The organism is Brevibacillus sp. SYP-B805, from assembly GCF_011059135.1.
Classification (GTDB): domain Bacteria; phylum Bacillota; class Bacilli; order Brevibacillales; family Brevibacillaceae; genus Brevibacillus_F.
The window spans coordinates 42,894-69,791 of sequence record NZ_JAALGD010000005.1 but is presented as its reverse complement, the minus strand read 5'-3'; the positions used below and the strand labels follow the sequence as shown (position 1 = coordinate 69,791).

Sequence of the window (26,898 nt, the reverse complement as noted above, 5' to 3'; positions counted from 1 at the left end):
ATGACCGGGGAATGACAAGCATGCATGTGCCAAACCGCCATCGGGCGGTTTTTTTACAGGCGGGATGCGTAGGAATCGTGCTGCAGGTTCCGGAAGCTGAGAACCTGTTCCATCGTATAGAGGCCTTTTGATTTGTTGACCAGCCATTTGGCCGCATAGATCGCTCCCTGTCCGAAGGCGGAGCGGTTGATCGATTCGTGGACAAGGCGGATGGTCTGGTTGGGCAGCCCAAAAATCACTTCATGTCTGCCGACCACACCGCCCACCCGGATGGAATTGATATGCCGTTCTTCTTCCAATCCCAAATTCCTGGCGATGCGGACAGCCGTTCCGGACACCTCCTTCTTCTCGCGGAAGTGTTCCTCCACGATTTCAATGTCCGCCTGGGGAAGGATCTGCTGCAGCAGCTTGGAAGCTTCCATCAGGATGTTGATGCCCAAGGTGATATTGGGCGAGTGCAGCAGGGCGGACACCTGTCCCCATTTTCTCAGTTTGGACAGCTGCCATTCGTCGTAGTTGGAGATGGCCGAGACGATCTTGATCCCCTGGCGGCAGGCATGCCCGTAATGATCGAGGAATTCCGGCGTGGAAAAGTCGAGAATGACGTCAACCGGATGGGAGATTAGAAAACGGGCGACATCAAGGGATGCCGCTGAAAAGATTTGCCCCCTCTCCCCGGCAAAGCCGAGCACCTGGCTGGCAAACCTTCCATGATCCCCTTCCGACTTCCGCAACACCCATTCAAGCGTGCAGGAAGGGTCCTTCAACACTTCAGCGGCCACTTCTTTTCCGGTTTTTCCAAACCCAATCAATCCGATTCTCAAGGAACATCCTCCTTTCCCGGAACACCATCTTTTTTTTCACAATTGTATCAACAACTTCCCTAACTAACAACCCCAATTTCATATCGGGTTGTTAGTTTAACCCGATAAAACAAAAAACACCCTTCGTGAAGAAGAGTGTCGACGGGCCAATGCCGGCGCTTACTCCGGCTTGTGGCGGAAATACTCGGTTGTACGCTGGAGCACATTCTCATCGCCGACCACGACAAGCCGGTCGTTTTCTCGCAGCAGAACATGCGGACCGGGCGAAATGGTCGCGCCCGTTCCCCGGCGCAGCGCTATGATCGTGGCTCCGGTAAACTGCCACAACCTGATATCGGCGATGGTTTTTCCGATTACCCAGGAGCCTTCCTCCACGGTCACCTCCACCGGGTTAAAGGGGGTGAGGTGGCGCATGCGGTCGGAGTAGTTGACCACGCTGTCAATCAGGTCTTCCAGCCGCTTGTCCAGCTTTTTTTTCTCGGCCAGAATCAACTCCAGCTCCTGCTTGAGCGAATAGACGGACTGCAGATACCGGAACCTGTTGATATAGTCATAAGCCAATTGGCTGGATACCACATGGATCTCTTTGCCTTGCGAGACCTCCACGATGCCTTCCTCTTTCAACAGACCGATCGCTTTGCGGATGGTCTCCGGCGACACGCGATACTGGCTGGCCAGCAGCGTCCTCCCGGAGATCTTGGCGTTCACGGGAAATTCCCCGCTGGCGATCCGGTGAGCGATATCGAGCGCAATCGATTGATAGTTGGGAATGTCTACCATGTTTGTTCCCCTTGTGCTTTCCCTCGGAAAGTAATGGTTGCTCTCTATTGTATCAACTTTTTCCGTTTCCGGCAGCCACCCATTTCCAACCGGAATTTTTCTTTTTCCTGTAATAAAACCGCAAGAACTACGTCCAATCTAACAAGAACATGAATCAACCAACCGGAAACAAGGAGGTGGCGCACACATGCGGAAGCGGTCACGACGTTTTATCATCATCGGAATCAGCCTGTCAGCCGCCCTGCTCATGGGAGCGTTCTGGGCCGGATCCATACTCGGCAGCAAGGAAAAGGTGGGCTCCCCGCCGCAAACATCGCCGGATGCACAGCCGGATGCACAACTCCCCCTGCCATCTCCCGCTTCTTCGGACGTTTCCCAACTACTCCTTTCCATTCAAACGAGCGCCCGGCAGGGGAAGGTATCTTCCCAGTTTCCCTTTGCGGCCGGAACATCGGTCTTTGATGAGGTGGAGAAACAGCTGGGCCAACCGGCACAAACCCGATATGCCAACGGCCTCACCTATGCGGCTTATCCGGATCAGAGGCTGCTGTTTGGTTACAACAAAGGCATGCAGATTGTCGAGATCCGCTGGCATGACCCCCGCGTGCAAAAGCTGAGCCTGTCCCAGGTGAAGCAGGCGTGGGGGGAACCTGCGCAGGTCAGCCATTATGCCAATCTGATCGTGTTCACGTATCCCGTAAACGAGAAGGTTCAACTGCGGGTCGGCGCCCCCGAACCTGCCGCCGCCAATCCTGATCCGCCGCTTGATCACATCGGCGTTCTCTACCCGCAGGGGCTGCGCAATCTGATGGCGTACGGCAGCAGCGAGGAGCTGATCACCATCGTACGGGATATGGCGAAGGAAGGCAGAGGCTTCGGCACGGACTTTACCGTCGAGCATACCGGGTTGGAGACGGTCGAGAAAGACTGGGGAAAACCGGACGCCATCGATTTTGTGAACGGAATCGGCTATGCCGCTTACAACGGCCGGGGATTCGTGTTTGGCTTCAACAAGGGCGAGCAGCTCGTTGAGATTCGTTCCTATGATCTGCGCCTGCAGGAGCTGACCAAGTCCCAAATCGAAAAAACCCTCGGCAAACCGGCGGCCATTCACACCCTGCAGGATCAGGTCATCTTGGTGTACAACGCAACGGACAAGTACCAGTTGAAAGTGGTGTTCCCCGCTCCAACCCGGGAGGTACCCGATCCGCACGTCGATCATATCAACGTCTTCTATCCAAGAGGGACCGTCAACTTCATGGCGGGATGACGGCAGCCGGGCTGCCGGCACAGCGTCGATGCCGGCGGCCCGTTTTTACTCATCCGCGATCTTTTGCCCGGTGATTGCCCCAATCTCGGCGGCGCGGGCAGGCTCTCATTGCCTGACGGTCGCCGACTCCTTTCATACACTTCGATCAGATCCGCCACGGTCATCTCGTAATCCCGCCGCTTCTCCGCTTCCCGCAGGGCGGCCGCCATCTCTTTCGTCAACGAAAAGCGTTTCACCCCGTAATAGGCTTGGAAAAACGCCCGTGCGGTCCGGTTGAATTTGAACCCGGACATTGGTCTTCATGCTCCAGCCTTCGCCTATCCGGTCCCCTCTGCGCCAAACCACGCTTCCTTCAGCCGAACGATCCCTTCTTCGATGTTTTCCATCTCGATCCCGCCAAAGCCGAGAAAGAACTCCTTGCGCTCCTCTGCCGGCGGTTGGTGCCACGTGAAGGCGGCCGAGGCGATTCTGATCCCGGCGTCTTTCGCCAGTTGGAGAAGCTCTTTTTCCGTACGGGGACTGTGGACACGCAGGAGCACATGAAATCCGGCATCTTTGCCGATTACTTCCGCTTTTTCCTGAAAGTGACGCTGGACCGCCTGAACCAGCCGATCATGCTTCTTGCGGTACAGGTTGCGCATCTTGCGGACGTGCTTGCCGAGGTAGCCTGCTTGCATAAACAGCATGAATGCATGCTGAAGCAGCCGGGACGAAGACTGTTCGAACAGCGTTTGGTCATACAGCCGGTAATACCCTTCCAGCAACCTCTTCGGCAGCACCAGATAGTGGATGCCGAGAGCGGGCGCCACTGCCTGCGAAAAGCCCCCCAGATAGATCACCCGGTCGGTTGGCAGCAGGCCCTGCAGGGCGGGCGCCGGTCTGCCGTGGTAACGAAACTCTCCGTCATAATCGTCTTCGATGATAAAACCGTCGACATCATTGGCCCATTCCAGCAGCCGCAGCCTTTTGGCGATCGGCATGATCATGCCGCGGGGAAATTGATGGGACGGCGAGACGGCAACGAGCCTGACCGGTGCATCGCAGAGCGCGCCGATGTCGAGGCCATCGTCCGCAAGCGGGATCGGCACCACCTGAAAGCCCTGCTGCCGAAACGCGGCCGGCAGCAGGGGGTAACCGGGATTCTCCACCCCGATGCTGGCGACGTGTTCCCGCAGGAGAAGGCTGAGCATTGAGAGCAGATGGTATTGCTCCGAACCGATCACGATCTGGTCCGGCGAACACCTCACCCCGCGAAACTGGTACAGATAGTGGGCGATCTCTTTCCGGAGCCCCGCTTCTCCCTGGGGGTCGCCGTAAAAAAGAAGCTGCTGCTTATCTTCGCGCAGCGTCTGGTTGATCAGCCGGCGCCAGAGCGAGAAAGGAAACGGACGGAAATCGTTTTTGGACAAATGAAAATCATAGCGATAGGCCCTCTCTTCCCGAATACCCCCGCTTTCCAGCGCCAGTGGGCTGACGCTCCCGACCCGGCCGTATGGATCGGGTAAGTCTTGGACAACAAAACCGCTTCTGGGCCTGCTTTCGATGAAGCCCTCCGCCACCAACTGATTGTAGGCCAGTTCCACCGGAGTCGTGCTGATGCCGAGGAAATCGGCCAGCTTGCGAATGGAGGGCAGACGCGACCGTTCCGGAAGCTTTCCTGATATGATGTCATGTTTGATATGAGCATATATTTGGACATAGAGCGGAGATTCCCCCCGCGGATCCAGCTTCGGCAGCAGCACCCTCTTTGTCCCCCTCCTCATCTGTCCCTTTCATTCTATCGAAACTGCCCATTTTCGAGTATACACCATCCCGATATAGTAGAGAAAAAAGGAGGAAAGAGATTCCATGAACGCACAAACCGGCAAACCCGTACGCTTCCTGATCGGGGAAAAAGTTTATCTGCGCCCCCTCGGTCTGGATGATACCGACCTCTACTTCCGCATGCTGTTTGACCCGGACGTCCGAAGACTGACCGGCACGCAGGCCAATTTTACCCGCGAACAGATCCACCGCTACATTGAGGGCAAGAGCCAGGATACCTCCACCGTGCTGCTCCTGATCGCGCGCAAGGATACCGATGAAGTGATCGGGGACGTGGCGCTGCAGGATATCCACCGGAACAACCGCAGCGCCAACATCCGCATCGCGATCAACGGCGAGGAGAACCAGGGCAAGGGATACGGCAGCGAAGCGCTCCGCCTGATGCTTGATTATGGTTTCGGCATCTGCAATCTGCACCGGATTGAGCTCAACGTCTTCTCCTACAACGAACGGGCCATCCACGTCTATGAACAGCTCGGGTTCCAGCGGGAAGGCGTGCAGCGCGACGCCTTGTATTACGACCACCAATACCACGACTCCATCATCATGAGCATGCTGGAGGACGAATATCGCGCGAAATACAAGAATACCCCGCCGACTTAAGCGAACGTTCCACCCACTCGGCGATCGCTATCGCTGTGCCGAGTGGGGTCCCTTGCTGGTGTCGGCGGGGGCCCCAGACTTTTTTGTCACTCATTCCGATATACCTAGAACCAGACGCCTTGACAGCAGGCGTCTTTTCCTTGTTCAGGACATGCTCCCGGAAGTGACCATCCCATGTCACGGAAGCTGTTGATGAAACGATCACCTTTTACGAAAATGAAGCCGGCGCAATCACCCATCTTCGCTACCGGGACCTCTACCGCCAAACGATGACGGCACACAAAAAACTCCTCCATGATGAGGAGTTCGTGGAATCACCCGACTGATTACGGAAGATCCATCCAGGTTCGGGATGCCGCCTCTTTTTCGGCGGCATGCATTGCGTTATTGGCGGCTTCCCGGGAATATTCTTCGGGATACCGTTTCCGGGCGCGTTTTCTCTCCATAGCATAAGCCGCAAGCAAAATTAGAAGAACAAAGGAACCAACGATGATCCAGTAAATCACCTGTCCCCCTCCCTTCACGGAGATGGGTATTCCTGGAAAAAGCTTAACATCGATCACTCCGCGGTGTACAGAGGTTTTTGGCGGAATCTTCCTTTGTACCGTCCAAGGCAACCCTCCCTGCTTGGCGGCCCCTTTGTGTCCTGCCTGCATATCAGCGAAAAAAGCAGCGGCTGTTCATCCGCTGCTTTTGCCATGCGTGCTTCTGTTATTGTTCCTTCGCGGCCAGTTCGTTCAAAGCGGCGGTCAGCTGGTCGTTCAGCTTGCCGACGGCCTCCTTGTCAAGCTGTTGCGCCTCCGTGCCCGCTACCAGCGGATCCAGCGCTTCTTCCACCTTGTTGTAGAGGTCCGGATATTTCGCCTTGACGTTATCCTCGAACGACTCCCACGCTTCATGCACTTCTTGGCCCGCTTCCTTCACCTTCGCCTGGTCGCCCGCCTCCAGCTGCTTCTTCAGCTCGGCCGTTTCCTCGAGCATTTTCGCCACGCCCGATTTGATGTCGGCTGCTGCTTCCTGCTTCGGCGCTTCCTGATTCGAAGAAGTTTCATGCCCTTCATGCGTGGATGCGGAGCTGCAACCTGCCAATCCCAAAGCAGTAACCAGAGCGAGAGCAAGGAATCCGTATGTCCGTTTCATCATGATATGTCCTCCCAAGATGTTATGCTTGAATTTGCTTGCTTACCCATTTTTTCCGAATGACGACCACCACGGCGATCAACAGCAAGCCGATCTGCGGGATGCTGCTCTCCAGGGACGGATAGAAGGCGAGCAGATCGATGCTGGGCAGATAGGGAACCAGCGATGACGGCAGCACGCCGGCAAGCTGCAGGCTGTGGATGCCCATCCCCGTGAATTTCAGGCACAGGTAGAAAACAAAGACGCTGGAGATCAGGAAGAACGGTTTGATCGGCAGCTTCACACCGATAAAAATGATCAGATAGGCCAGCACCGCCAGCAGGCCAAACCCGAGAAGAATGCCGATCAGCATGTTCTGGATGCTGATCTGGTTCACCATGCCGATGAAGAACAGCACGGTTTCCGTTCCTTCCCGAAACACAGCGAGAAACGAGATCGTCCCCAGGGAGATGAGGCGGCCGGTCGTAAGGGCCGATTCGCTTTTTTCGCGAATGTAGCGGTTCCACCCGGCAAGGCTTGATTGACTGTGCAGCCAGTAGCTCACATACAGGAGCATGGCGGCCGCAATGACGCCCGTCCAACCGGCGATCAGCGCGTTGTTGCTGCCAAACGCCCCGGAAGAGAACGCCATCTTGATGACGACGGCGATGGCGATGCTGACCAGCATGCCGACGGAGACGCCGCCCCAGATCCAGCCTTTCCCTTTGGGCTGGTTGGATTTACCCACAAACGCGAGCAGGGCGGTGACGACAAGCAACGCCTCCAGGCCTTCCCGCAGGATAATCATCGCCGCATCCCACAGGCTGTAGGACGATTTTTCCGCGAGCGGCGTCAGATAGCGGATCATGCCGTCCAGCACCCGGGATGCCCCCGCATAATCGGGCGGAGACGCTTCCAGCATGGCGCTTGCCGTAACGATATCCTTTTCCGAATCGCTGTAAACAGCAGCCGATTGGGAAACGACGATTCCCTCGACGCTCAACCAGGAATCGGCCACCTGATTCATGCCTTGCAAGGCAGCTTCCTGCTCGTGGTTGTCCACATTTTCCTTGGTGTCGCGCAGGATTTGCACAAAATCGGCCAGGGACAGATTTTGCTGCTGAAATTGTCCGCCATCCTGATAGCCGCCGTGAATAAATGTTTCATTGACGGCATGCAGGCCTTCCAGGGCTTCCGCCACGCCTTGCGGTTTGCCCTGCATGAAGGCGTACACCACTTTGCCCATGTGAGATTCAATCTCTTTGTAGGCCGTTCCCGACTCTTCCTTGACGCCGTCTTCAATCTTGCGCCAGGTGTCGTTGAAGGTGTCATAGGCTTTCTTCGCCTCGTCCAGCTTGCCCGCTTTCGCCAGATCCAACGCCTGCGTAACGGCGGCTTGCGCTTCGGCCAAATCGCTTTCCGCCTTGGTAGCGGCATGGGTCGCCAACGGCAGCAGCATGGCAGCCATCAGAAGCAACGCTTGCAGGATAACGAGCATCTTTCTGTTCATCGCTGTGTTGAGTCCCCTTCTCGTCCAATCGCTAGTATTGATAATCATTTTCATTGGTATGGTATCATCGCTCGCATGGTGTGTCAACCGTTTTTCTTTCCCCATGAAAGGGGCCCTCTTCCTTCTGCAACATACAAACCATTGATCGTGGGAGATAATGAAAAGGTAGATCGCGCTCATCGCCGGAGCATAAAAAAACGCGGGGAGGGCCCCACGCCGGCACAACGGAATATGATATCCCATGATTCTCACAAAAGGAGCTGGCAACCCATGACAATCCTGAACGTCATCAAGACCCGCCGCAATATCAAGGATTTCAAACCTGATCCCATTGATCGCCAACAGCTGATGGCGTGGTTCGAGGCAGCCAGTTATGCCCCCAATCACCGCCTGACGGAGCCGTGGGAAATCCGCTTTGTCGGAGCGGATACGCGTGCGAAGCTGAACCACAAAACCGATTTCGGCGGCGCGCCCGTTGTGTTTGCGGTCTTGTCCAAGCCGGGAGCCACACCGTTTGAACGGGACGAAAATGTGATCGCAACCGCTTGTTTCGTCCAGAATTTCTTGCTGGCCGCCCATGCGGCAGGGGCGGGGACACGATGGACATCGCTCGGCGCGACGCCCCGCAACCGCGAAATTCTCGGCGTGCCGGACGGCTATGATGTGATCGGGGTGTTCGGCGTCGGCTATCCGGCGGACGTGCCGGCCGTCAAGGAACGCACGCCGATTGCAGAAAAGGTTCGCGATCTGCCCTAGCGTCCCGCCTTCTGGATGAGGCAAGCGGTTTGTTCGATTATTGCTTCCAAGCGTTCATTCTTGCCAGCAGCGCCCATCGCCTTTCGGTGCGCTTCTTGTAGGCAGGCAGTCCCTTGTACACGTCGATCGCTTCCCGATAGGCGGCATGGGCTTCTTCCTTCTGCCCCAGCCGCTGGTACAGCTGGCCCAGCCGGTAGCAGACTTCAGCCGATGACGAATGGAGGCCCTTCAGTTCTTGCAGGTAGGCCAGCGCCTTGGAAACATCTTCCCGGGCAAAGGCCTCCGCCAGATGGAGGTACGGTTCGCCGTATTTGACACGCGGGTTGAGGGACAAGGCTTTCCGGATCCATTCTTCCCCGATCTCTTTCTCTCCGGTCTTCAACAGACAGATCCCGTATTCGCACAGGAATTCGGCGGAATCATCCACGACGCTGCGGATCTCTTCCAGATACGCGAGCGCCTCCGGATAGCGCCGCTGCTCCATCAGAATCCGGGCCGCTTCCCATTTGGCCGAGGTGTCATGCGGATTGACCCGCAGCTGCTGCCTGAGCTTCGCCAACCGGCTGTTCAGCCGAAGCGGCCGGAACAGATCGGGCAAAAGTCTCACATAACGCATATCGAGAAAGTACAGGATGACCAGCAGCAAGAAGAGCGCCAAAAACGGATTTCCCGTGATCCAGAACAGCAGGGAGAACAGCGCGATTTTCCCCAATGACATTCCCCCCTCTCTACCTTCCCATTTTCCATTTGATTTTCTCATTATACAGGAAAATTATACAGGGAAAGGAATCCCGTTCAATCGTCCAATTCCAATGCGACCGCTTTGTCCGTTACTGCGGAAGATAGGACGATCAGCGTGGAGGATTTGCCATAAGGCATGGCTTGGTCGATAAAGCGCTCCAGACTATGGACCGATTGGGTAACCACCTTCACGAGATAACTGTACTGTCCCGCCAACCGATAGCATTCCGTCACATCCGGATAGGTTTTGCAAAACTCCACGAATTTTTTGCATTGCGTGGTATCAAACAACACAAAAGCCGTTACGTGCTTGTTCATTTTTTCGGGGTTTACCGTGGCTTTGTAGCCGGTTATGACCCCCTGCTCCTCCAATTTCCGGACGCGTTCTGCCGCCGCGGGAGCTGTCAGCCCCACGACTTTCCCCAACTGCTTCATCGTGATTCTGCCGTCTTCCTGAAGCAATTCCACGATCCGTTTGTCCACCGCATCCACGACATTCCCCCTCCCCTTTGCCAACGAAAGTAATGATTCCAAACACTTCATGAATGAAAGTCAAGAAGGGTTTTTGCTTTGCTTTCTCCATTGCGAACCATTGGTTGATTTTACAAAATGATCTTACCGACAAAGAGGAGGTTTGTACAATGGTTCCTTTCGAGAAAAACGCAGCGCTTCTTCTCATCGACGTCCAGCATGCGTTCGACCATCCGAGCTGGGGCAGCAGAAACAACCCGGACGCTGAGGAAAACATGGCAAAAATCCTGGCCGTGTGGCGAGAGACAAACCGTCCTGTCATCCATATCCAGCATGTTAACCCTTCGCCGGAATCTCTCTTTTCCACACCGGAAGCCTGCGAGATCAAAGCGATGGTTGCTCCGACCGGCAGCGAACCCGTGATCCGCAAACAGGTGAACAGCGCATTCATCGGTACGAACCTGGAAGCTCTGCTGGCCAGCCAAGGCATCAAGACGCTCGTGATCGTGGGCCTCACCACCGATCATTGCGTTTCGACAACCACCCGCATGGCCAAAAATCTGGGATTCTCCCCCGTCTTGATTGCCGATGCGACCGCGACGTTTAACAGAGTGGGACACGACGGCAAACACTATACCGCCGAGGAGATCCACCGGATGAATCTGGTCAGCCTGCACGAAGAATTTGCCGCGATCATGACCACGGAACAGCTGCTCCAGATGGCCCGAGCATAAAGTACCCCCGCCGACTTGAGCGAACGCACTACCCGCTCGGCGAAGGCCCCCAAACGTTTCTCCGTCCCTTTTCCACGTTCATGAACCTTTACTGTCCGATCTGCGCAAAAAGCCTCTTGCCGTGTCACCACAGCAAGAGGCTTCTGTCGGCACGCTTTATTTTTTCACCACGTACGTGCTCACAATCTTGTCATGCAGTCCTTGTTTCTTCTCAGTAAAGGCAACCATGATGTAACCGATGTACAGAATGATTCCGGACAATATTTTGGCGAAAAATCTTCCGAATGCCCTTCCGACGGTGATGCGGTTCCCCTCCTCATCAACGACGATCAATCCCAGGGCTTTTTTGCCGAGCGTCCCCTGCATGCTGGAGCTTTCCAGCAGCGGGAAATACAAGATGCTGATGAGATAAGAAAGAAAAACCAGTTTTTCATGCACGAGTACCAAGAGAAACGTAACCACATAAAGCAAAATGCCGTCGATGACATACGCAAGGAACCTGATCCAAAACCCGGCGTACTTCAACTCCTCTGCCTGCAAAGGAGCCTTTAATTCCAACTCTTGATCCATAAAAAAGCCTCCAATCATTACAAAATGTAGAATTCCTGTTAGAAAATTCTATAATTAATCGGCTGGATTGTCAAAACCAACTGCAGCAAGCCGGTATCACCTGCGAACCTCATGAAAACCATTATAAAAAAACATCAAGCTTCTCCATGCAGCACGATCCGACTGCCATTTGCAAAATTCGACAAAACTATACTTTTTTCATAATTTTTCTATTGCGCAAGTGTGCTATTAGTCCTATACTCTGAATAGTGAATTTTTACCATCCAAATAGTTACAATCGAAAAGGCAAACCTGTCGAAAGACTGGGACGCAAAACTACAGACCTAAAGGTAATCTATGGTGGCTGAGTTGTCGAAGTTGTAATGATAACAAGGCTGCTCAATTTTTGAGCAGCTTTTTTGTCACAAACTCGTACAAAGCCATATCTTCCATAGGGAAAAAACTAGAAAAGGGATAAGATCTATGGCTACTATCGAGAACATAATCAAAACCGATAGCTTTTTTCACAGCTATCAACCTGTCAAGTGCTTGAAGAACAATCGTTTGATTGGAGTTGAATCTTTGATTCGCTGCGAAGCGTATGATCCAATGCGCTTGTTCCAGCAGGCGCGGAAAGCCAATCTGTTGTTTGAATTGGACACGAAATCCATCATGAAAAGCATTGAAACGTTTCAGAGCTCTCACTTGGTTGCGGCAGGCTGCAAACTGTTTGTCAACATCTTCCCTTCCACACTGCTGCATGAAGGGTTTGATGAATTCGTCAATCAGGTGAAAGAAACGGCCGCCGGCATCATTGGTCAAATCGTCTTTGAAATTAACGAATCCGCCGAAGAACATGCGCTCTGGGATGAATTAAAGGCAAAGGGGGTCATCCCCAATCTGCAAAAGGAAGGATTCTTCATTGCGCTGGACGATTTCGGAGAGGGCTCTATTTCATTCCGGCATTTATTTGATTACGATCCCAATTATATTAAACTATCCAGGACGGTAACGGCCCATATTGAAGAGTTTGAGAAAAAAAGAAAACTCGTTGACCTGTTGGTGAAATATTGCGAAGATCATACGAAATTGATTCTGGAAGGAATTGAGAAGGAGAGTGAATTGGCAGTAGTGAAGCAGTTGGGTGTCGAATTGGGTCAAGGGTATCTGCTGGATAAGCCGAAATCCATTGCTGAAATCGAGAGACCATAGGGAAAAGAGTGTGTTTTTTTATGACAAACAACAATTACTACTCAAAAAAAGCCAGCATCACGATTAAATTTACCGAGTTCGAAGTTCCTCCAATGAAAGACCTCTTGCTGATTGGAAGACAAGCCCCAGTTGGACCGGAAGCGGTAAGAAGGATGGCTGAAGCCCTGTCTCCCGAGCAGTTTTCCATCATCAAGATCGATCATCCGAAAGTGGAAGCGGTATTGATTCGGAATACGCTGATCGAAATGATCGATAAAGAAATCATTTTACAAATTATTATGGAAGAAGCAGACAAGCTGTTGAATGAACGAATGGTGCTGCGCGCGGAGCTGAAGGTCGCTGTTTCCGTGCAACGAGAGGTGGATTTGGCTTGAAAGTGGAAACATTCATGTGCCGACAACTTTACGGGGTTTCGTCCGGAAAAAGCGCACAGTACGCGGCGGAAAAAATGAATGAACTGAAAGTTGGTTCCTTGGTGGTGTTTGAAGAAGGCAAAGTGGTGGGAATCGTAACCTCCCGGGACATTCGTGCCGCCCACCCGAACCGCATCGTTGCTGACGTCATGACGGCGAATCCACTCTCGATCCACAAGAATGCCTTTATCGGACAAGCTCTCGCCATGATGGAAGAGAACGAAGTGGAAAGACTTCTTGTGATGGATGACCATGAAGTGATCGGCATTGTAACCAGAGAAACGCTGCGCGAAGAGATCGGGAAAAATATCGATCCCCTTACCGGATTGTACAGAGCTTCCTACATTGAATATTTATATAATTTTTTGGTTGAACAGCAAACACGGTTTCACCTGTTTTTCCTCGATCTAAATAATTTTGGCGAAATCAACAAAAAATACAGCCATATCTTCGGCAACGAAGTCTTGACCCACTTTGCCAACCGCTTGAAAGAAATCTGCCAAGATGGCGATTACCTGTGCCGGTACGGCGGGGATGAGTTCGTGGTCATCACAAAGAGAGAGCAATCGGAATTGCAGTTTTTTTATGAGCAAATGAAAAGGCCCATTGCATACAAGAATGTGGCCATCTCCTTTTCTGTAGGATTTCTTAACGGAAATCTGCACGATTTGTTTGCCAAGAGTTACGAAGAATCGATTCGGGAAGCCAGTTTGCTGTCGACGAAAGCCAAATTTTATGCGAAAGAAAGATAACCGCGATTACGCCCAACCATCCTCCTCCAGATAGCGTTTCCTTTCCCTTCATGGCGCCGCCGCCAGAAAAGCTTGGCGGTTCTCTCCCTCGCGCTTTCCTCCAGATCAATGCCGCAGCTGACAACGTTTCCGGATGTAATCGAGACCGGCCTCCTGCACGTCTCCTTCAGTGACAGTCTGTCCAACAAGATCTCCCCGGGGTGGTTCCGTTCGTTTCGCAAGCGGATTCCCCAGGGGAGATTCTCCTTTTTCCCCCTCATTTTTGCTATGTATAAAATCTGATCAATTTGTATATAATTTCTCCCCGATTTTTATCCCATTTGTACAATTAACAAATTTGAATATTCTGCTAATATCAGTACTATCAAATTCCCTTTACGACTTAGGAGAGTATCTCGGATGAATCGGTTCGTGGAAAGCTTTGTCGGCACGTTTTCCGGGTTCGCGAAGGCAACCTGGGTGACGCTGGAAATCACCGTCGCTTCCCTGCTCCTCGCCTCGTTGATCGGTTTGGTCTTCGCCTTTATGAAAATATCCGACAGGGGCTGGCTGCGGCTGATCGCCAATGGCTACATCGGCCTGATTCGCGGAACCCCTCTGATTGTCCAAATCATGTGGCTGTACTTCGGGATCACCCACTTCATTGTCCTGTCCAAGTTTTGGGCAGGCGTCTTGGCTCTCGCCATCCACAGCGGCGCTTATATCGCGGAAATTTTCCGGGGAGCGATCCAATCGATTGACAAAGGACAGATGGAAGCGGCCCGCTCGTTGGGAATGTCCTATGGCCTCGCCATGCGGCGCATCATTTTGCCCCAGGCATTCAAACGAGCCATCCCCCCGCTCGGCAACCAGTTCATCATTGGCCTGAAGGATTCTTCCCTGGTGGCGTTCATCGGGGTCTCTGAAATATTCAGCGTCTCCATGAGCGAAGCGGCGGCTACGTTTCGTCAGCTTGAATTCTATTCGATCGCCGGATTGTACTATCTGGCGCTGATTGTCGTGTTCAGCCTCGTGCTGCACCGCCTGGAGAAAAGATTGGACAAAGGAAGCAGGTGACGTTCCTGTGATTAAGGTTCGCGGTTTGCACAAACATTTTGGGAACCTGCACGTCCTGAAAGGCATCGATTTGGACATATCCGCCCGGGAGGTGGTGGTGCTGATCGGCCCAAGCGGCTCCGGCAAAAGCACGCTGCTTCGATGCCTGAATTTTCTGGAACAAAAGGACAAAGGCGAAATCTGGCTGATGGGGCAGCGGGTCGAACCCGATCAGGTCAACCTGAATCAGATCAGGGAACAGGTCGGCATGGTGTTTCAGCACTTTCACCTTTTCCCCCATATGACCGTGTTGGAAAATATCATGGAGGCGCCCGTGCAGGTAAAGAAAAGAAGCAAAGCCGAAGCGAGGGAACAAGCCTTCTCCCTGCTGAAAAAGGTCGGATTGCAGGAGAAAGCGGACGAGTATCCGGACAAGCTGTCCGGCGGGCAAAAGCAGCGGGTAGCCATCGCCCGCGCCCTCGCCATGAGCCCGCAGATCATGCTGTTTGACGAACCCACGTCCGCCCTTGATCCGGAATTGGTGGGAGAGGTACTGCAGGTCATGAAGGAGCTGGCCCAGGAAGGCATGACGATGGTGATCGTGACCCATGAGATGGGCTTTGCCAGAGAGGTGGCCGACCGGATCGTGTTCATGGATAACGGGATCATTGCCGAAGAGGGAAAGCCCGCCGACTTTTTTGCCAATCCCCGGCATCCCAAAGCCAAACAGTTTTTGCGAAGTATTTTATAGCATAGAAGGAGGAATTCAACGTGCATACCAAAAAAGCAGTTCTGTTCCTGGTTATCGCGCTGCTGGGCACGCTTGTTTATGGATGTAGCAGCTCGGAGTCGGCCAACAGCCAGGCCGATTTTACCTTTGCCATGAGCGGCCTGTATCCGCCGTTCAACTACCAGGAGAACGGTCAGCTGGTCGGGTTCGACGTGGAAATCGGCAATGCGCTCGCCAAAAAAATGGGAATGAATCCCAAACCGGTGACCAACCCCTGGCAAACCATTTTGGCCGCATTAAAAGCGGACAAGTTCCAGGCGATTATCGGCAGCATGGCCATCACCGAGGAGCGGAAGAAAGAGGTTGATTTTTCCGCCCCCTATTATGAATCCGGCGCCCAAATTTTTGTGGCGAACGACCAGAGCGCGATTTCTTCTCCCGATGACCTGAAAGGCAAAAAAATCGGAGTGGTGGTCTCCAGTACGTTTGAAGAGGTCGCCAAAAAATATACCGATCAAGTGCAAACCTACGACAGCGACGTCACGGCTCTTCAGGATCTGCTGGTCCCTGGCCGTCTGGATGCCGTGATCACGGATGAACTGGTCGGCAAGTACGCGATCACCAAGAACCAGCTTCCCATCAAGGCGGTGGGCGAACCCCTTTTCCTCGACCAGATGGCCATCCCGGTGAAAAAGGGAAATACGGAACTGTTGAACAAAATCAACAAGGCGTTGGAAGAGATCAAGAAAGACGGCACCTATGCGGAGATCAGCAAGAAATACTTCGGCGAGGATATCTCGCAATAACGACCTGTCCCAGTAAGCGACACAGGGTTAGGGCCTTGCAAGCGGCCCTAACCCTGTATTATGCTTTCAGCACATCATGATCGACATAACGCGCCCCGTTCAGTTCGCTGATGAGATTGATCGCCACTTTGGCGCCGTCGCCCGCCGTGATAATCGTATGCATGGACACCCCCGCCACGGTACCGGCTGCCCAGATGCCCGCGATGTTCGTTTTGCCCTGCTGATCCACTTCAATGATGCTTTTGATGCGCGGTTCCGTGCCCGGCACGATCTTGAGCCCGATCTTTTCCGCCAGCTGCACCGACATCCCCGTGGCCAGAATCACATGGGCCGTTTCAAAAGTTTTCCCGCTCTCCGTCACGACGGTATGCTTGCCGTTTTCCGAGCGGATATCCGTCACGACGTCTTCCACGAATTCTGCCCCAAACTTGCCTGCCTGCTTTTTCCCCACTTCGATCAAATCCGGACCGGAAATCCCGTCCACACCGTAATGGTTGTCGAGCCATGCCCGTTTGGTGACACTCTGGTTGCTGTCGATCACAAGGGTTTTCTTGCCGGCTTTGCTGGTGAAAAGAGCCGCACTTCCACCGGCCGGACCTGCGCCGATGACGATCACATCATACATGAGGATAACCTCCTTATGATACTTTTTACTATCATAAATAGTATAAGTAAAAAGCAGGCAGTAAGTAAAGCTGCGCCCCTATCTCAATGTGCTGACGGCCCATGATCAGGCGAACGCCTCGGCAAGCAGCCGGTATGACCGCAGCTTCGCCTCAAATTCATGGGTAATGGTGACGATCATCACTTCCGTCGTGTTGTACGCTTCGCTCAGCGCCAAGATCTTCTGCCTGACCTGTTCCGGTGACCCCACGATCATCCGTTTGCGGTTCTCCTGAATCCGGTACCGGTCAAGGGCCGAATAGGGATAACGCAGCGCCTCTTCCACCGAGGGTACCCCATGGGCCGCTTCCCCTTTTTCCAGCAGCAGGAGGGTAAGATCGAGGCTGGAAGCAACCCGGTTCGCTTCTTCCTCCGTCTCGGCACAAATGGCAAAGATCGCGACCATCGATTGGGGCCGGTCATTGCCGTGGGAGGGCTGAAAGTGTTGCTGGTACCACCGCATGGCATCCACCCCGCCCTCTCCATTGATGAAATGCGCAAAGGCAAAGGCTGCTCCCCGTGCGGCGGCCAGCCTTGCGCTCTCCCCGCTTGACCCAAGCAGCCAAAGCTCGGGCACGGTCGGAACAAGCGGGGTCGCCCGAAGTCCGGCAAACGGATGGTTTTCGTCAAGGGCGTCGTGCAAGTAGCCGATTAAATCATCCAATTGATCCGGATATGTATCGATCCCGGTCACTTTCCCTTCCTGCAGCGCTCTGGTCGCCAGGGGCATGCCCCCCGGCGCCCTGCCTACCCCCAAATCGATGCGGCCGGGATGCAGCGCTTCCAGCACCCGAAAATTCTCCGCCACCTTGTAGGCACTGTAATGGGGCAGCATCACCCCTCCGGAGCCAATGCGCATCTTCCGGGTGTGGGCGGCCAGATGGGCGATGAGCACTTCCGGGCTGGAGCCCGCCAAACTCATGGTAAAATGATGCTCCGCCACCCAAAAACGATAATAGCCCAGCCGTTCCAGTTCCTGGGCCAAACGCGTCGTATGGGCCAATGCCTCGGTGGCGGTCCTCCCTTTCGGAATCGGGGATTGGTCAAGCGCGCTTAATCGGATCATTCGCTCCTCACCTCACAAGGATCATCTACCCCTTATTCTGCCCCTGGCCGGCCAAAAGTCAATGAACCCAACTGCAGCAATGTGCAGCCGCGCTTTTTCATCACATGGCAGAAAAGCTCTTACGTTTACATGTCCGTTTCAATCTTGCCAATATAGAGGGGGATGTCGGACGGTATCCTGCCCCCGCCCGGCACATGAAACGGCCCGCACAATGCGCCCGCGGTTAACTGCTGTCCACCGTTCGACAATCGCTCAAGAAAAGCCGCCAGGTCCTGCTCATTCTGTTTTGCTAGCTCCGTTTTCCCTGTTGAAGGGACGAACTCATGAATCACAAGTACGGCATGCGAGGCATGCTGATTTTTTGCCTCGATAAGCGTTCCGGCGGCGGCATGAAGGAGTTGATAGCGAAGCGTTGATACCTCCGTGTGGCCGAATACCCCCCGTGCGAGCTGTTGGATTCGGTCGGGAACGCGGCTTCTCGGATTCGCCTTGACACGGGATCGGATATAGTCACCGATGATCTCGCCAAATGGCTCATCCGTTTTGGCTTCTACTGCAACCAATACACGGTCGTCCGGCGTTTCGCCAATCAGAACCAGGTCATGGTTGCGGCCGCTTCCCTTGAAATCGTCAAGGATGGTTTCCTTCTCCGGAATGCCGATCTTCATCCGAAAATGGCGGGTAACGGGGTGTGATTGAAGAAGCGCCGCCAATTCAGCAGGAATCTCGGCCTTGCCTGTTCGAAACCAGGCTTTGGCAAGCTCCTTGGCACTCCGCCCGTCTTTCCAGTGAAGGGCCCCCTTCGCTGGAGGTGCATAAGCAAACCAGTCGTTGATACTCGTGATGCGGTTTCCGTCGTTTGACATTATCGTAACCATCGCCAAACTCCCATTCTTGTCATGATGAAGCAGTTTCGGTCAAGAAACCCTTTCCATTAAAACCTAATCGGCCGTGTTCGTAGAGGAGCTATCCTGATCTTGGGTGCCCGCAAGTTCCCGATCCTGAGCGCCACTTTGCCAGATTTCTGATCCAGTTCTCTGCCATTTTCCATCCAGCGATGCTCCACTTCGGCAGCAGCCTCCATCCATTCCACATCCATTTTATGTCCGATCGATATCCAGCGGTCGTCGGCATAATCGCTAAGGTTTAACCACCGATCATCCATCCAGCTGACGATATTCAACCACTGCGGCTTGTTCAACACGCCTTTTTCACGCAGGTAGTCGGCGGCTGCCTGCAATCGCTCATATTCGACGGCCGTTTTTTGCAGCATCGCTTTTTGCGTCGCAATCAGCTCGTTTTCGTCTTTCTCATACTCATTCCACACGTTGTCTACGGCCTTCTGCATCCAGTTGCGATTTTCCTCGTACAGATTTTTCAGATATTGTTGGAACACATTTTCCATATCTCTTTTATCCTTGACAGTCGTATAAGTGCCGCCGCCTGCTTCTGCAACCGCCTTCAGTTGGCGCTGTGCCTCATCATCTACGTCAAAGCCGATGAGATTGATCACTGCCTTGATCTCCGATTCGTGGAGCAATTTCGCCACTTCTACCGGGTTTCCGCCACAGGTTTCCTTTGCGTCGGTTACGAGGTAGATGATATTTTCCATTCCTTCCCTGTACGAGTTTTGCAGATCTTGTTGGGCTGCCTCAAGCGCAGTTGCAATTCCAGTCCATCCTTTCGGCCCGAAACGTTGAAGCGAGCTCTGAAAGCTATTTGGATTATAGCCGCTTAAAGGATATATCAATTCCGTCTGGCTGCAGGAGAGTAACTTGTCTTTATCGGCTCCGGAGCCCTTATGTCCAAATACACGAAGACCCACGTTTGCATGATTGGGAAGGTTGCCCAGAAAATCTTGAATCGATTTCTTGGCCAAGTCCATTTTAACACCGCCGTTTACCTTTTCCGCCATACTTCCGCTGGCATCCAGGATAACCTCAACATTCATCTTTGCCTTTGTTTGCTGTGAAGGTGCGGGAGCGGAAGGATCGATAGACAAGAGGGCTTGCCGATAGTTTACTTTCTCTAATTCATCAAACGTGCGCTTTTCTTCCTGATAATTCTCACCGACAAGCTGCAGGATGTATGCATAGATTTCCTCCTCGGTCATTCCTTCCGGCAGCTTATCCAGCTCGGCTTTGAGCGCTGATTCATTATAGCTGCTGCCCGAGAAGCGACCAACTTCTCCCTGATAAGCGAGGATCTCCTCCAGGGTAAAGGGCGGCTTGGGTAGTGCTGTAGCTGTGGGTACTGCTGCAGGTGTTTCGGTAGAAGACGATTGGGTGGAGGGAGTTGGGGCATTTGGCGGCTGAACCGTTTTTTCTTCGTGCGGAGTTGCTTCCGGTTGTGCCATGGGAGCGCTTGAGCTGCAGCCGCTCGTTGATACGAGAATTGATATGGCAAGCAGTAGGTGAAGAACGTTGCATTTTATCATGGTTTTCCTCCATAAAAAATAGTCCAATCTCAATATAGCGGTTCAATTAGTTGAAGGTAATAGTGAAAATGGAAGTATTTTGAAGATGGGGTTATGGGAAAATTTTACCACTTGGAGTGTATTTAGTATATCAGTTGCTTTCTAGAGCTAGCCACCTCCCGTACATAAAAAAACAGCACTGCTTGAGTGCTGATTTAGAGGCGGAGGATGGCAGATTACACCCACGATCCACAGAGACATGTTAAGAAGACCTCCTCTTATGCAAGGAGGTCTTCCGGGGTTTTCCCCTAGATCAATCCGATACATAGCAATTGCTATGGGATCAATGTAATGATATTATATGCTGTAAACCAAAAAATATGACAAAAGAGCAACTATCTCAGTTGCTCTTTTGGGATCAATTAGGTGTACGTGATTGCTCACGGGATCATTGCTTTCACTATGAATTATGGCATAACAAGAAGCTTCTGTCAAGTAACGTCATGTCTTGTAGTAAACAATTTCCTAATCGCATCATCAATCCTGGCTATGTCTTGATGACTTACGGAAGCTACCCTTCCCTTCGCTCGTAGCGGATAGGTGATTCTTCTTAAGCTTATCGTTCGAATCTGTTCAATAAGCGCCGTGTTATTAAAATGCTCCAAATCGATATGGAAAAAATACTCGTCATGCAAGCGTTGCGTAGTAAGGGGCACAACTATGGCGATCGGAGCTTCCTTTGTACTCCAAAGAAGTACGACCGGTCGATGCTTATTTTCCTCACTACCCACATTTTCCCCCAATTCTGCCCAATAGATACCCTTTCGAAAAATAGGAAATCGAAAGGAGGGCTCCGGTCCAAACGCCAAGCAAGCTTTCTTTTTCATCCATTTTACAAATTGCACGACTTTTTCGCGATCGCTTTGAAGCAAAAGGAACTCTTTTGCCTCATTCCATACGACATCAAATTCATCTTTCGGTGATCCCAGATACAATACCTACACCTCCGACCCAAAAACGTCCATCCAATCTTGCAATAACTCTTCAACAAACACTTCCTGATGAACCTTTGTACCAAGAAAGGCCATACGGGTACCAAGGCTGTAATCCCAATCAACTGTCATTTTTTGCAATTGCTCTTTCTCCTGATCCGACAAATCCATTCCGTAAGGAGCGAATCTTTCGTAATCCGACACACTCATACGCCATGGTACAAAGTGCTTTCCATATCTCCGAGCAAGCCCTTGGGCGATAGCCAAGCCTTTTACATCAAAATCTCCGGAATAGTGAAGACGCACGTCATTTTGGTCTCTTGCCTCCAAACAACGGTCTATCCATCGAATTGTTGCCGCGCTCGGCTGCCCGTTTAAACAGATTAAAATCGGAGCGCTATCATAGGACGAACGGCTCCTATATTTCTCATATTGCAGCGTTCCATCCAATAAAGTTGCAAACACCGATGGGTTTTCAACCACATACAGCCCGGAGAATTTTGGAATGGCAGGCAATCTCTCGACTTGTCTCAGTGTCAGGACGAGCTCTTCGTTTCTTTTTGTCAGGTGCGGCGCAAAGAGAATGACTTGGGAAGAGATATCATCGTCAGCAATGCCAGCGATACGATACGTTTTTCGAATTTCTAAGCTTCTGGCTTGTCCAGCCACATCAGTCTCGTTCATGTCAATGATGCCGGACGATTCCCACTCTTCATTAGAATCCATCGCATCAAAGGAGTCACTTGACTTGTCTTCCGATTTCCGTGTAAAAATCTCCTGAAGACCGCACCACAGCAATCGTCCGGCAGGAAATTTGATATCAAACGCATGTGCATTTCTTGCCACCTTTGCAGCCAGCACAGGTAGCCGAATCAACATCTCAGGTGCTTCACAATCTTCCTGCGCAATCTTTTCCTGCTTCATCTCCCAAACACGACAAAGTGCATCCAGGCAATATTCAAATTGTAGCTGTGCATCTTCCGGATTTTGCGCATGCTGTCTGCGCAAAATCCGGCTTCCTTGTACTGCTCCTTCACGCAATCGTTCAACCCATTCGCCGATCTGAACCGGCAGCTGTTTCTCCCTCTTTGCCTGCAATGCCGCATCGATAAAGTCATTCCAATTTCTCTCAGCTTGTTGTTCCAATTCGGCTCGTGTCAATACCTCCTGCCCATCCAGACAAGTTAACAATTCTCGAATCGTGATATCGAATCCGCTTTGGAGCAAGATGTTTTCCACTTTTCGCAGTGGTTCTTGCAAATCTTCACCAGGCTTTTGTAGTGTGCCAAGCAATCCTTCGAGCGCTTCGCATTCTTTGGCAGAAAGCTGTTTTACCCGAACGTATCCGGACACGCCTCGCCTACGATAGGTGTTGCGAACAGCATCTATAAATCGTGTAAGCCCAGGCTCGGAAAAAAATGCCTTAATCTTATTCATCCGTTGGTCGTCCATATCCATTATTCCTCACTTGCAGGAGCCGCTTCTTCAGAGGGAAGCAGCTCGAGCCGCTTTCCATTCCAACGATAGCGGAACAGCGTGACAAAGTCGGCATCATTAGGGCGGTAGATTTCCACTATAGACAGACTAGGAACTGTATCATAACATCCCCATAGCACCTGCGAGGTCATCATGTAGTCGAAATCCATTTCTGTCAAGAGTTTGAACAAGTCGCGGATATTTTCTTCGTCAACACCGGCAAACGCCTCGTCCAGGGAAATGATTTTGGGTGCTTCGGGGCTGGCATCAGAATACCGTGAATACGTAGCGGCAAACAGCGGGATATACATCGACATCGCCTTCTCTCCACCGCTCATCACATTGAATCTCGAATCGGTCAACTCTCGATAACCTGCCTCCCCGCCCTTTTTGTACCGAAGCATAAATTGAAACCATGTACGGTAATCCAGGATCTCGTAGATGTGTTTACGAAGCGATTCCCGCTCTTCCTGTGCACCCTGTTTCGCCCATTGAATCCGCGAGCGAAAATGCTGGATCATTCGTTCAATCTCGTCTTCCCGCAGCAGCCGGGCATCTCTGCGCAAAAGCTCCACCAATTGCTCGGCGTTCATCTCTTTTTCCGATTGGGCGGCCTTGGGGACCCATTGCAACTGCAATTTCAAGCCGCTTGAAGTGTTGCGCTCTGCCATCAGCCGGTTCATTTCTTTGATCCACTGTTCGGCACGCAGAATGCGCTGGCGAATTGTTTTGCCTACACTGCGCAATATAATTTCCTCGTAAAGCTGTCGATCCTTTTCATCCAGCAGCCCGGACTGCTCCAGAATCAGAGCGTTTATTTCCTTCAGCAAAGCGGATGGCGATTGGGGCCGCAACCGATCTCGCATAGATACAACCGTTACCCGCCCGGTCTTGTCATCAACCACGGCTTCCAGCGCATAATCCATTAATAAGTGGCGGACCGCATTAAACTGATCGAGCAGTGAAGAGGTCACACCTTCGCGGTTTCTACCCGCCGAGGAAGGCTGCAATTCCTGATAGACCGCTTTACATAGGCGAAAAATTTCGACATCGTCCCATTCCGGTCTGGATACATCCGACCAATCCGCTACAAGCCCCAAAGATATTTCTCCATTCCATCGTTGCACAGCACGTTCTACCGCCTGTTGCAGTTCGTCGAATTGACGTTTTCTTGTCTCGAGTCGCTCCATGTACCGCGCCCGATCTTGTTCAGCGTCTCGTATTCTTTGATCCTCGTCGGCGATTTGTTCTTCCAATCCCTTTTTTTCTGCCTCTAAACGCGAGATGCGTTCATACAAATCGTGGATACCCAACTCCTGCATGTGGCGGCGCAGGCTCTCGACCTTTACTTTCAAAGAGTGATATTTCTCCTCCAGCTCGTCTGCCAGTTCCGTTTCATTTTCAACTTCCGACAGCAGTTCCTCTGCCTCTTCTTGCAACCTGCGAAGGGTTTGGGCCGCCTGCCTGTACTGTCTCCACTCCGCATGCAAATCGGATAGGCCGTTCAAATAAAACTGGATCGTTTCTCTCGCTGCTTGCAGCGCTCCAAGGTTGTTGAGGCGGGACCATTGCTCGGTGCTCGCTGCCAGCTCGATTTTCAACTGCTGCCAATGATTGCTCTTTTCCCGCACCCGATCGGCCATCCGCTGCGCATGAGCCATCACCGCATTGAGCCGGTGTACGGCATCGGCCAGCACGTCCAATCGTTCTTGAACCAGCTTGTCATCCGGAAACGCCTGTACATCCTCATCCAACTGTGTTATGGCCTTCTGGATTTCAGTTACTTTCTTGGATAACTCCTCCAATTGTTGATCACATGCCTCTATCTCGCACTGCAACCGTTCTATTTCCGCCAACTTGAAGCGGCGGCGGGCTTCCTTACCGATAAAACGGGCTTGCTGGGTATCTGTCACATACCCGCAAACTGGACCAAATTGAAAGAAGGAGGAGCCAATCCAGATAGACGTTGTGTCCAACTCTTCAAATGGCGGCGTGTCGCCTATCTCTTTCCAGGCAAACGTTCGCAATACCGCATCGATCGCTGCTTCATCCAGACCGCTTTCCGGCGAAGGAACAGGTTTCAGCACATCGGCGAGGGTATACCCCCATTCCACTGGCGCAGGTGTAATCCATACTTCTTCCCCTTTTTCGAGTCTGCCTATACGTCCATCAGGGGTTATCCATGCGTCAAGCAGACCGCAAGCGCTCAGTACCCCTTCGATTCGGGCCCGCTCCTCCTCGGTCCAGTGCCCCAGAAAATCGCACACCGCATAAAGTGGGGCTCCTTCTCCTGCACCTCGGCTAACACGCGCAGCAGTTCTAGCGTCGCTGCGTTCCGGCTCAGGTTCACGGCTCTCCCGCCAAGCTTGCTGCTCCCGCTTGAGATCTGCCCGCACTTCTTCGATCCGCTGGATGTCGTGGCGGTGTTGCCACTCCTGTTCCCTCCATTGTCTTCGAATCTCTTCTGCCGTTTCGATTACAGGTTGCTTCACACCAGCGTAATTCCTGCTTGTCACAGAAATGGCGGAAACCGCCTGCAAAATCCGCTGGAACGTCCTTTCTTCAACAACAAGCCCTTTCACTCGCTGTTTCCATTGAACAATTTCCTCTTTTAGCTGTTGCAGGGCCGCTTCTGTCTGCTTTTCGGCCTCAACCTTCGCCATTTCGGCTGCGTCACGTTCCTGACGGATGGCTCCCAGTTCCTTCTCCAGTTCCTGCAAACTGTTCCACGCTTCCCGCTCTGCCTGCGCAATCTTCCATGCTTGCTCGACCGCTTCGCGGTGGCGGACCACATCCTTTTTCCACTCAAGCACAAATCTGTCATCTTCGGGGGGATGAGGGTGCCAATAACGATGATAGACATCGTGCTCGGCAAATTCTATCTCCCTTGCCAGACTCTCCAGTTCCAGCAGCTGTTCTTCCTGGGCACGCATATGCTCCGTCATCAGACCATCATTCTGCATGATTTCCAATTGCATCCGATCATGACGCTGTCTTAGTCCTTTGATGCGTGCACGCGATTTGTCCAAATACTGCCCAGTTTCGGTGAAACTCCCCTCCAACGCTTGCAATTCTCTCTGCTTTTCAATGGCTTCATGTCTGTTCAATACATCCAGATCTGCATCAACTTCTTGCAAACGGACGCGGTATCCCTGCAACCGATCATGGGAATCCGATAATTTTTGTTCAGTTTCGATGCACTGAGCTTGAACTTCTTCAACATGCTTCGCAGCATCGTCCGCTTTTGCTTTGGCATCAAGCACCTCTTCTGATGCTTGATAGAGGAGTAAGCGATTATAGCGGTCATATGATTTCTCCAACTTTTCCAGCTCACTCTGATGCAGCTTTAGCTCATCCAGACGATCCGCGATCTGGTCCATATCTTCCAAAACCTCGGATAATGGACGCAAGTCATCTTCCTGGAGAGGAGGAAGCGCTTCCGTCAAAATATGATATATAGCCGATGGTTTGAAATCTTTGGACAACTTCGGGCTGCGCAGCTGGATGATCAAATTCATTAAATCAGTAAATGCCTCGCTGTCATAAAAGCCAAACAACGCTTTGTTCACCAGGTCGCGGTACGCTTTTTGTTCCTGTACCACCTGTCCACCGGCACCGATCTTCGCTTCCAATTCACGCCGATCAAGAGGGTATTTTCCTTTTTCTTCCAACCAGGCAATTCGGTCATACAACCAGAAATCATGATTTACCCGGCGGCCGTCGTCCAGCAAAAATCCCCAAAAGCCTACCTGGGAAGCTCCCCTGCGCGCTCGCAACCCGATGCCAATCGTTTTGTATACGCCTTTTTGCGGATGATGGAATTCCATCCATAAATACCCGATACGGTCGGTGTGTTTGCCATCATCGCCCAGCAGATAATATTCAATGCGCCGGTCCCGCGAGCCAAATGGATCTAAACGCTGCGGCCGCTTGTCGCCATCCAGCACCAGAGGGAGAAAGCTCTGCATCGTCACTGATTTTCCCGCGCCGTTTGTCCCCCGCAGAATGAGACGTCCTTCTTCCAGTGAAATCTCTTCATCATCGTACACCCAAAAATTGAAGATGCCTGCCCGTGCCATCTCCCAACGGTTACGCGTCGGATTTCCCGCAACAGCGATAGCCTCACTCAGCGATTCATTTTCAAACTGCATGGTTT

The 26,898-nt window shown here is 52.3% G+C and carries 27 protein-coding genes and 1 riboswitch; of the genes, 10 read left to right on the top strand and 17 right to left on the bottom strand.

All coding sequences use genetic code 11. The features are described 5' to 3' along the window. Positions 1 to 53: 53 nt before the first annotated feature. Positions 54 to 824 carry a 4-hydroxy-tetrahydrodipicolinate reductase gene (locus tag G3578_RS08165; protein WP_165211228.1) on the bottom strand — a complete coding sequence of 257 codons (771 nt, stop codon included), beginning with the start codon at positions 822 to 824 and terminating at the stop codon, positions 54 to 56. Positions 825 to 983: 159 nt separating this feature from the next. Continuing rightward, positions 984 to 1,604, bottom strand: a complete 621-nt coding sequence (locus tag G3578_RS08160) for a GntR family transcriptional regulator (RefSeq protein WP_165211225.1) — start codon at positions 1,602 to 1,604, stop codon at positions 984 to 986. 187 nt (positions 1,605 to 1,791) lie between these two features. Between G3578_RS08160 and G3578_RS08155 the strand changes: the two genes are divergently transcribed. After that, positions 1,792 to 2,874 carry a YjgB family protein gene (locus tag G3578_RS08155; RefSeq protein WP_165211222.1) on the top strand — a complete coding sequence of 361 codons (1,083 nt, stop codon included), beginning with the start codon at positions 1,792 to 1,794 and terminating at the stop codon, positions 2,872 to 2,874. Here the strand turns inward: G3578_RS08155 and G3578_RS08150 are convergent. Further along, positions 2,838 to 3,167, bottom strand: a complete 330-nt coding sequence (locus G3578_RS08150) for a hypothetical protein (RefSeq protein ID WP_165211219.1) — start codon at positions 3,165 to 3,167, stop codon at positions 2,838 to 2,840. The two genes, G3578_RS08155 and G3578_RS08150, sit on opposite strands and share 37 nt — an antisense overlap. A gap of 24 nt (positions 3,168 to 3,191) precedes the next feature. After that, a complete protein-coding gene (pdxR, locus tag G3578_RS08145) occupies positions 3,192 to 4,637 on the bottom strand; it encodes a MocR-like pyridoxine biosynthesis transcription factor PdxR (RefSeq protein ID WP_165211216.1) in 1,446 nt (481 codons plus the stop codon). Positions 4,638 to 4,722: 85 nt separating this feature from the next. Between pdxR and G3578_RS08140 the strand changes: the two genes are divergently transcribed. After that, positions 4,723 to 5,301 (top strand): GNAT family N-acetyltransferase, encoded by a 579-nt coding sequence (locus tag G3578_RS08140; protein WP_165211213.1) that lies wholly within the window; start codon positions 4,723 to 4,725, stop codon positions 5,299 to 5,301. Positions 5,302 to 5,627: 326 nt separating this feature from the next. Here the strand turns inward: G3578_RS08140 and G3578_RS08135 are convergent, their stop codons facing one another. From G3578_RS08135 to G3578_RS08125, 3 genes are all read right to left on the bottom strand, one after another. Then, positions 5,628 to 5,807: a hypothetical protein gene (locus tag G3578_RS08135; protein WP_165211210.1), complete on the bottom strand. Its 180-nt coding sequence runs from the start codon at positions 5,805 to 5,807 to the stop codon at positions 5,628 to 5,630. Positions 5,808 to 6,012: 205 nt separating this feature from the next. Then, entirely contained in the window at positions 6,013 to 6,444 is a 432-nt protein-coding gene (locus G3578_RS08130) for a hypothetical protein (RefSeq protein ID WP_165211207.1), read from the bottom strand. Positions 6,445 to 6,463: 19 nt separating this feature from the next. After that, positions 6,464 to 7,930: an FTR1 family protein gene (locus G3578_RS08125; protein ID WP_165211204.1), complete on the bottom strand. Its 1,467-nt coding sequence runs from the start codon at positions 7,928 to 7,930 to the stop codon at positions 6,464 to 6,466. 270 nt (positions 7,931 to 8,200) lie between these two features. Here G3578_RS08125 and G3578_RS08120 point away from each other — a divergent pair, with 270 nt between their 5' ends. After that, complete coding sequence (locus G3578_RS08120) at positions 8,201 to 8,686, top strand: nitroreductase family protein (protein ID WP_165211201.1); 486 nt, start codon at positions 8,201 to 8,203, stop codon at positions 8,684 to 8,686. A 37-nt stretch (positions 8,687 to 8,723) separates the two neighbouring features. Here G3578_RS08120 and G3578_RS08115 read toward each other — a convergent pair whose 3' ends face one another. After that, complete coding sequence (locus G3578_RS08115; protein WP_165211198.1) at positions 8,724 to 9,398, bottom strand: tetratricopeptide repeat protein; 675 nt, start codon at positions 9,396 to 9,398, stop codon at positions 8,724 to 8,726. 83 nt (positions 9,399 to 9,481) lie between these two features. Further along, complete coding sequence (locus G3578_RS08110; RefSeq protein WP_165211195.1) at positions 9,482 to 9,919, bottom strand: AsnC family transcriptional regulator; 438 nt, start codon at positions 9,917 to 9,919, stop codon at positions 9,482 to 9,484. A 149-nt stretch (positions 9,920 to 10,068) separates the two neighbouring features. Here G3578_RS08110 and G3578_RS08105 point away from each other — a divergent pair, with 149 nt between their 5' ends. Further along, a complete protein-coding gene (locus G3578_RS08105; RefSeq protein ID WP_165211192.1) occupies positions 10,069 to 10,632 on the top strand; it encodes a cysteine hydrolase family protein in 564 nt (187 codons plus the stop codon). A gap of 156 nt (positions 10,633 to 10,788) precedes the next feature. On the opposite strand, the gene G3578_RS08100 is transcribed toward G3578_RS08105, so the two are convergent. Continuing rightward, positions 10,789 to 11,202: an RDD family protein gene (locus G3578_RS08100; RefSeq protein WP_165211189.1), complete on the bottom strand. Its 414-nt coding sequence runs from the start codon at positions 11,200 to 11,202 to the stop codon at positions 10,789 to 10,791. Between the two features lie 274 nt (positions 11,203 to 11,476). Further along, positions 11,477 to 11,558, top strand: a riboswitch (cyclic di-GMP riboswitch). Between the two features lie 106 nt (positions 11,559 to 11,664). Here G3578_RS08100 and G3578_RS08095 point away from each other — a divergent pair. The 6 genes from G3578_RS08095 to G3578_RS08070 all read left to right on the top strand — a co-directional run bounded on the left by G3578_RS08095 (position 11,665) and on the right by G3578_RS08070 (position 16,129). Then, the gene (locus tag G3578_RS08095; RefSeq protein ID WP_165211186.1) at positions 11,665 to 12,393 is read left to right on the top strand and encodes an EAL domain-containing protein; all 729 of its coding nucleotides are present in this window, start codon (positions 11,665 to 11,667) and stop codon (positions 12,391 to 12,393) included. 20 nt (positions 12,394 to 12,413) lie between these two features. Continuing rightward, the gene (locus G3578_RS08090) at positions 12,414 to 12,767 is read left to right on the top strand and encodes a hypothetical protein (protein ID WP_165211183.1); all 354 of its coding nucleotides are present in this window, start codon (positions 12,414 to 12,416) and stop codon (positions 12,765 to 12,767) included. Between the two features lie 2 nt (positions 12,768 to 12,769). Then, a complete protein-coding gene (locus G3578_RS08085) occupies positions 12,770 to 13,558 on the top strand; it encodes a CBS domain-containing protein (RefSeq protein WP_346773980.1) in 789 nt (262 codons plus the stop codon). Between the two features lie 399 nt (positions 13,559 to 13,957). Beyond that, complete coding sequence (locus G3578_RS08080) at positions 13,958 to 14,614, top strand: amino acid ABC transporter permease (RefSeq protein ID WP_165211178.1); 657 nt, start codon at positions 13,958 to 13,960, stop codon at positions 14,612 to 14,614. A 7-nt stretch (positions 14,615 to 14,621) separates the two neighbouring features. Then, positions 14,622 to 15,344: an ATP-binding cassette domain-containing protein gene (locus tag G3578_RS08075; RefSeq protein ID WP_165211175.1), complete on the top strand. Its 723-nt coding sequence runs from the start codon at positions 14,622 to 14,624 to the stop codon at positions 15,342 to 15,344. A 20-nt stretch (positions 15,345 to 15,364) separates the two neighbouring features. Next, positions 15,365 to 16,129: an ABC transporter substrate-binding protein gene (locus G3578_RS08070; RefSeq protein ID WP_481752729.1), complete on the top strand. Its 765-nt coding sequence runs from the start codon at positions 15,365 to 15,367 to the stop codon at positions 16,127 to 16,129. A 58-nt stretch (positions 16,130 to 16,187) separates the two neighbouring features. Here G3578_RS08070 and G3578_RS08065 read toward each other — a convergent pair whose 3' ends face one another. From G3578_RS08065 to G3578_RS08035, 7 genes are all read right to left on the bottom strand, one after another. Further along, positions 16,188 to 16,754, bottom strand: a complete 567-nt coding sequence (locus G3578_RS08065) for an FAD-dependent oxidoreductase (RefSeq protein ID WP_165211172.1) — start codon at positions 16,752 to 16,754, stop codon at positions 16,188 to 16,190. A 105-nt stretch (positions 16,755 to 16,859) separates the two neighbouring features. Then, positions 16,860 to 17,858, bottom strand: coding sequence for an LLM class flavin-dependent oxidoreductase (locus G3578_RS08060; RefSeq protein ID WP_165211169.1), 999 nt, complete (start codon positions 17,856 to 17,858; stop codon positions 16,860 to 16,862). Between the two features lie 125 nt (positions 17,859 to 17,983). Further along, a complete protein-coding gene (locus G3578_RS08055) occupies positions 17,984 to 18,736 on the bottom strand; it encodes a DUF6946 family protein (RefSeq protein WP_165211166.1) in 753 nt (250 codons plus the stop codon). A gap of 56 nt (positions 18,737 to 18,792) precedes the next feature. Continuing rightward, the gene (locus G3578_RS08050) at positions 18,793 to 20,295 is read right to left on the bottom strand and encodes a VWA domain-containing protein (protein ID WP_165211163.1); all 1,503 of its coding nucleotides are present in this window, start codon (positions 20,293 to 20,295) and stop codon (positions 18,793 to 18,795) included. A gap of 470 nt (positions 20,296 to 20,765) precedes the next feature. Further along, complete coding sequence (locus tag G3578_RS08045) at positions 20,766 to 21,269, bottom strand: type II toxin-antitoxin system PemK/MazF family toxin (protein WP_165211160.1); 504 nt, start codon at positions 21,267 to 21,269, stop codon at positions 20,766 to 20,768. A 3-nt stretch (positions 21,270 to 21,272) separates the two neighbouring features. Next, positions 21,273 to 22,718, bottom strand: a complete 1,446-nt coding sequence (locus tag G3578_RS08040) for a TIGR02679 domain-containing protein (RefSeq protein WP_165211157.1) — start codon at positions 22,716 to 22,718, stop codon at positions 21,273 to 21,275. 5 nt (positions 22,719 to 22,723) lie between these two features. After that, positions 22,724 to 26,893, bottom strand: coding sequence for a TIGR02680 family protein (locus G3578_RS08035; RefSeq protein WP_165211154.1), 4,170 nt, complete (start codon positions 26,891 to 26,893; stop codon positions 22,724 to 22,726). Between the last annotated feature and the right edge of the window lie 5 nt (positions 26,894 to 26,898).

What these genes read in the sequence shown, in the direction of transcription:
- G3578_RS08160 (WP_165211225.1), bottom strand. Translation starts at nt 1,604, where the DNA reads ATGGTAGACATTCCCAACTATCAATCGATTGCGCTCGATATCGCTCAC.
- G3578_RS08155 (WP_165211222.1), top strand. Translation starts at nt 1,792, where the DNA reads ATGCGGAAGCGGTCACGACGTTTTATCATCATCGGAATCAGCCTGTCA.
- G3578_RS08150 (WP_165211219.1), bottom strand. Translation starts at nt 3,167, where the DNA reads ATGTCCGGGTTCAAATTCAACCGGACCGCACGGGCGTTTTTCCAAGCC.
- pdxR (WP_165211216.1), bottom strand. Translation starts at nt 4,637, where the DNA reads ATGAGGAGGGGGACAAAGAGGGTGCTGCTGCCGAAGCTGGATCCGCGG.
- G3578_RS08140 (WP_165211213.1), top strand. Translation starts at nt 4,723, where the DNA reads ATGAACGCACAAACCGGCAAACCCGTACGCTTCCTGATCGGGGAAAAA.
- G3578_RS08130 (WP_165211207.1), bottom strand. Translation starts at nt 6,444, where the DNA reads ATGATGAAACGGACATACGGATTCCTTGCTCTCGCTCTGGTTACTGCT.
- G3578_RS08125 (WP_165211204.1), bottom strand. Translation starts at nt 7,930, where the DNA reads ATGAACAGAAAGATGCTCGTTATCCTGCAAGCGTTGCTTCTGATGGCT.
- G3578_RS08120 (WP_165211201.1), top strand. Translation starts at nt 8,201, where the DNA reads ATGACAATCCTGAACGTCATCAAGACCCGCCGCAATATCAAGGATTTC.
- G3578_RS08105 (WP_165211192.1), top strand. Translation starts at nt 10,069, where the DNA reads ATGGTTCCTTTCGAGAAAAACGCAGCGCTTCTTCTCATCGACGTCCAG.
- G3578_RS08100 (WP_165211189.1), bottom strand. Translation starts at nt 11,202, where the DNA reads ATGGATCAAGAGTTGGAATTAAAGGCTCCTTTGCAGGCAGAGGAGTTG.
- G3578_RS08095 (WP_165211186.1), top strand. Translation starts at nt 11,665, where the DNA reads ATGGCTACTATCGAGAACATAATCAAAACCGATAGCTTTTTTCACAGC.
- G3578_RS08090 (WP_165211183.1), top strand. Translation starts at nt 12,414, where the DNA reads ATGACAAACAACAATTACTACTCAAAAAAAGCCAGCATCACGATTAAA.
- G3578_RS08080 (WP_165211178.1), top strand. Translation starts at nt 13,958, where the DNA reads ATGAATCGGTTCGTGGAAAGCTTTGTCGGCACGTTTTCCGGGTTCGCG.
- G3578_RS08065 (WP_165211172.1), bottom strand. Translation starts at nt 16,754, where the DNA reads ATGTATGATGTGATCGTCATCGGCGCAGGTCCGGCCGGTGGAAGTGCG.
- G3578_RS08060 (WP_165211169.1), bottom strand. Translation starts at nt 17,858, where the DNA reads ATGATCCGATTAAGCGCGCTTGACCAATCCCCGATTCCGAAAGGGAGG.
- G3578_RS08055 (WP_165211166.1), bottom strand. Translation starts at nt 18,736, where the DNA reads ATGGTTACGATAATGTCAAACGACGGAAACCGCATCACGAGTATCAAC.
- G3578_RS08050 (WP_165211163.1), bottom strand. Translation starts at nt 20,295, where the DNA reads ATGATAAAATGCAACGTTCTTCACCTACTGCTTGCCATATCAATTCTC.
- G3578_RS08040 (WP_165211157.1), bottom strand. Translation starts at nt 22,718, where the DNA reads ATGGACGACCAACGGATGAATAAGATTAAGGCATTTTTTTCCGAGCCT.
- G3578_RS08035 (WP_165211154.1), bottom strand. Translation starts at nt 26,893, where the DNA reads ATGCAGTTTGAAAATGAATCGCTGAGTGAGGCTATCGCTGTTGCGGGA.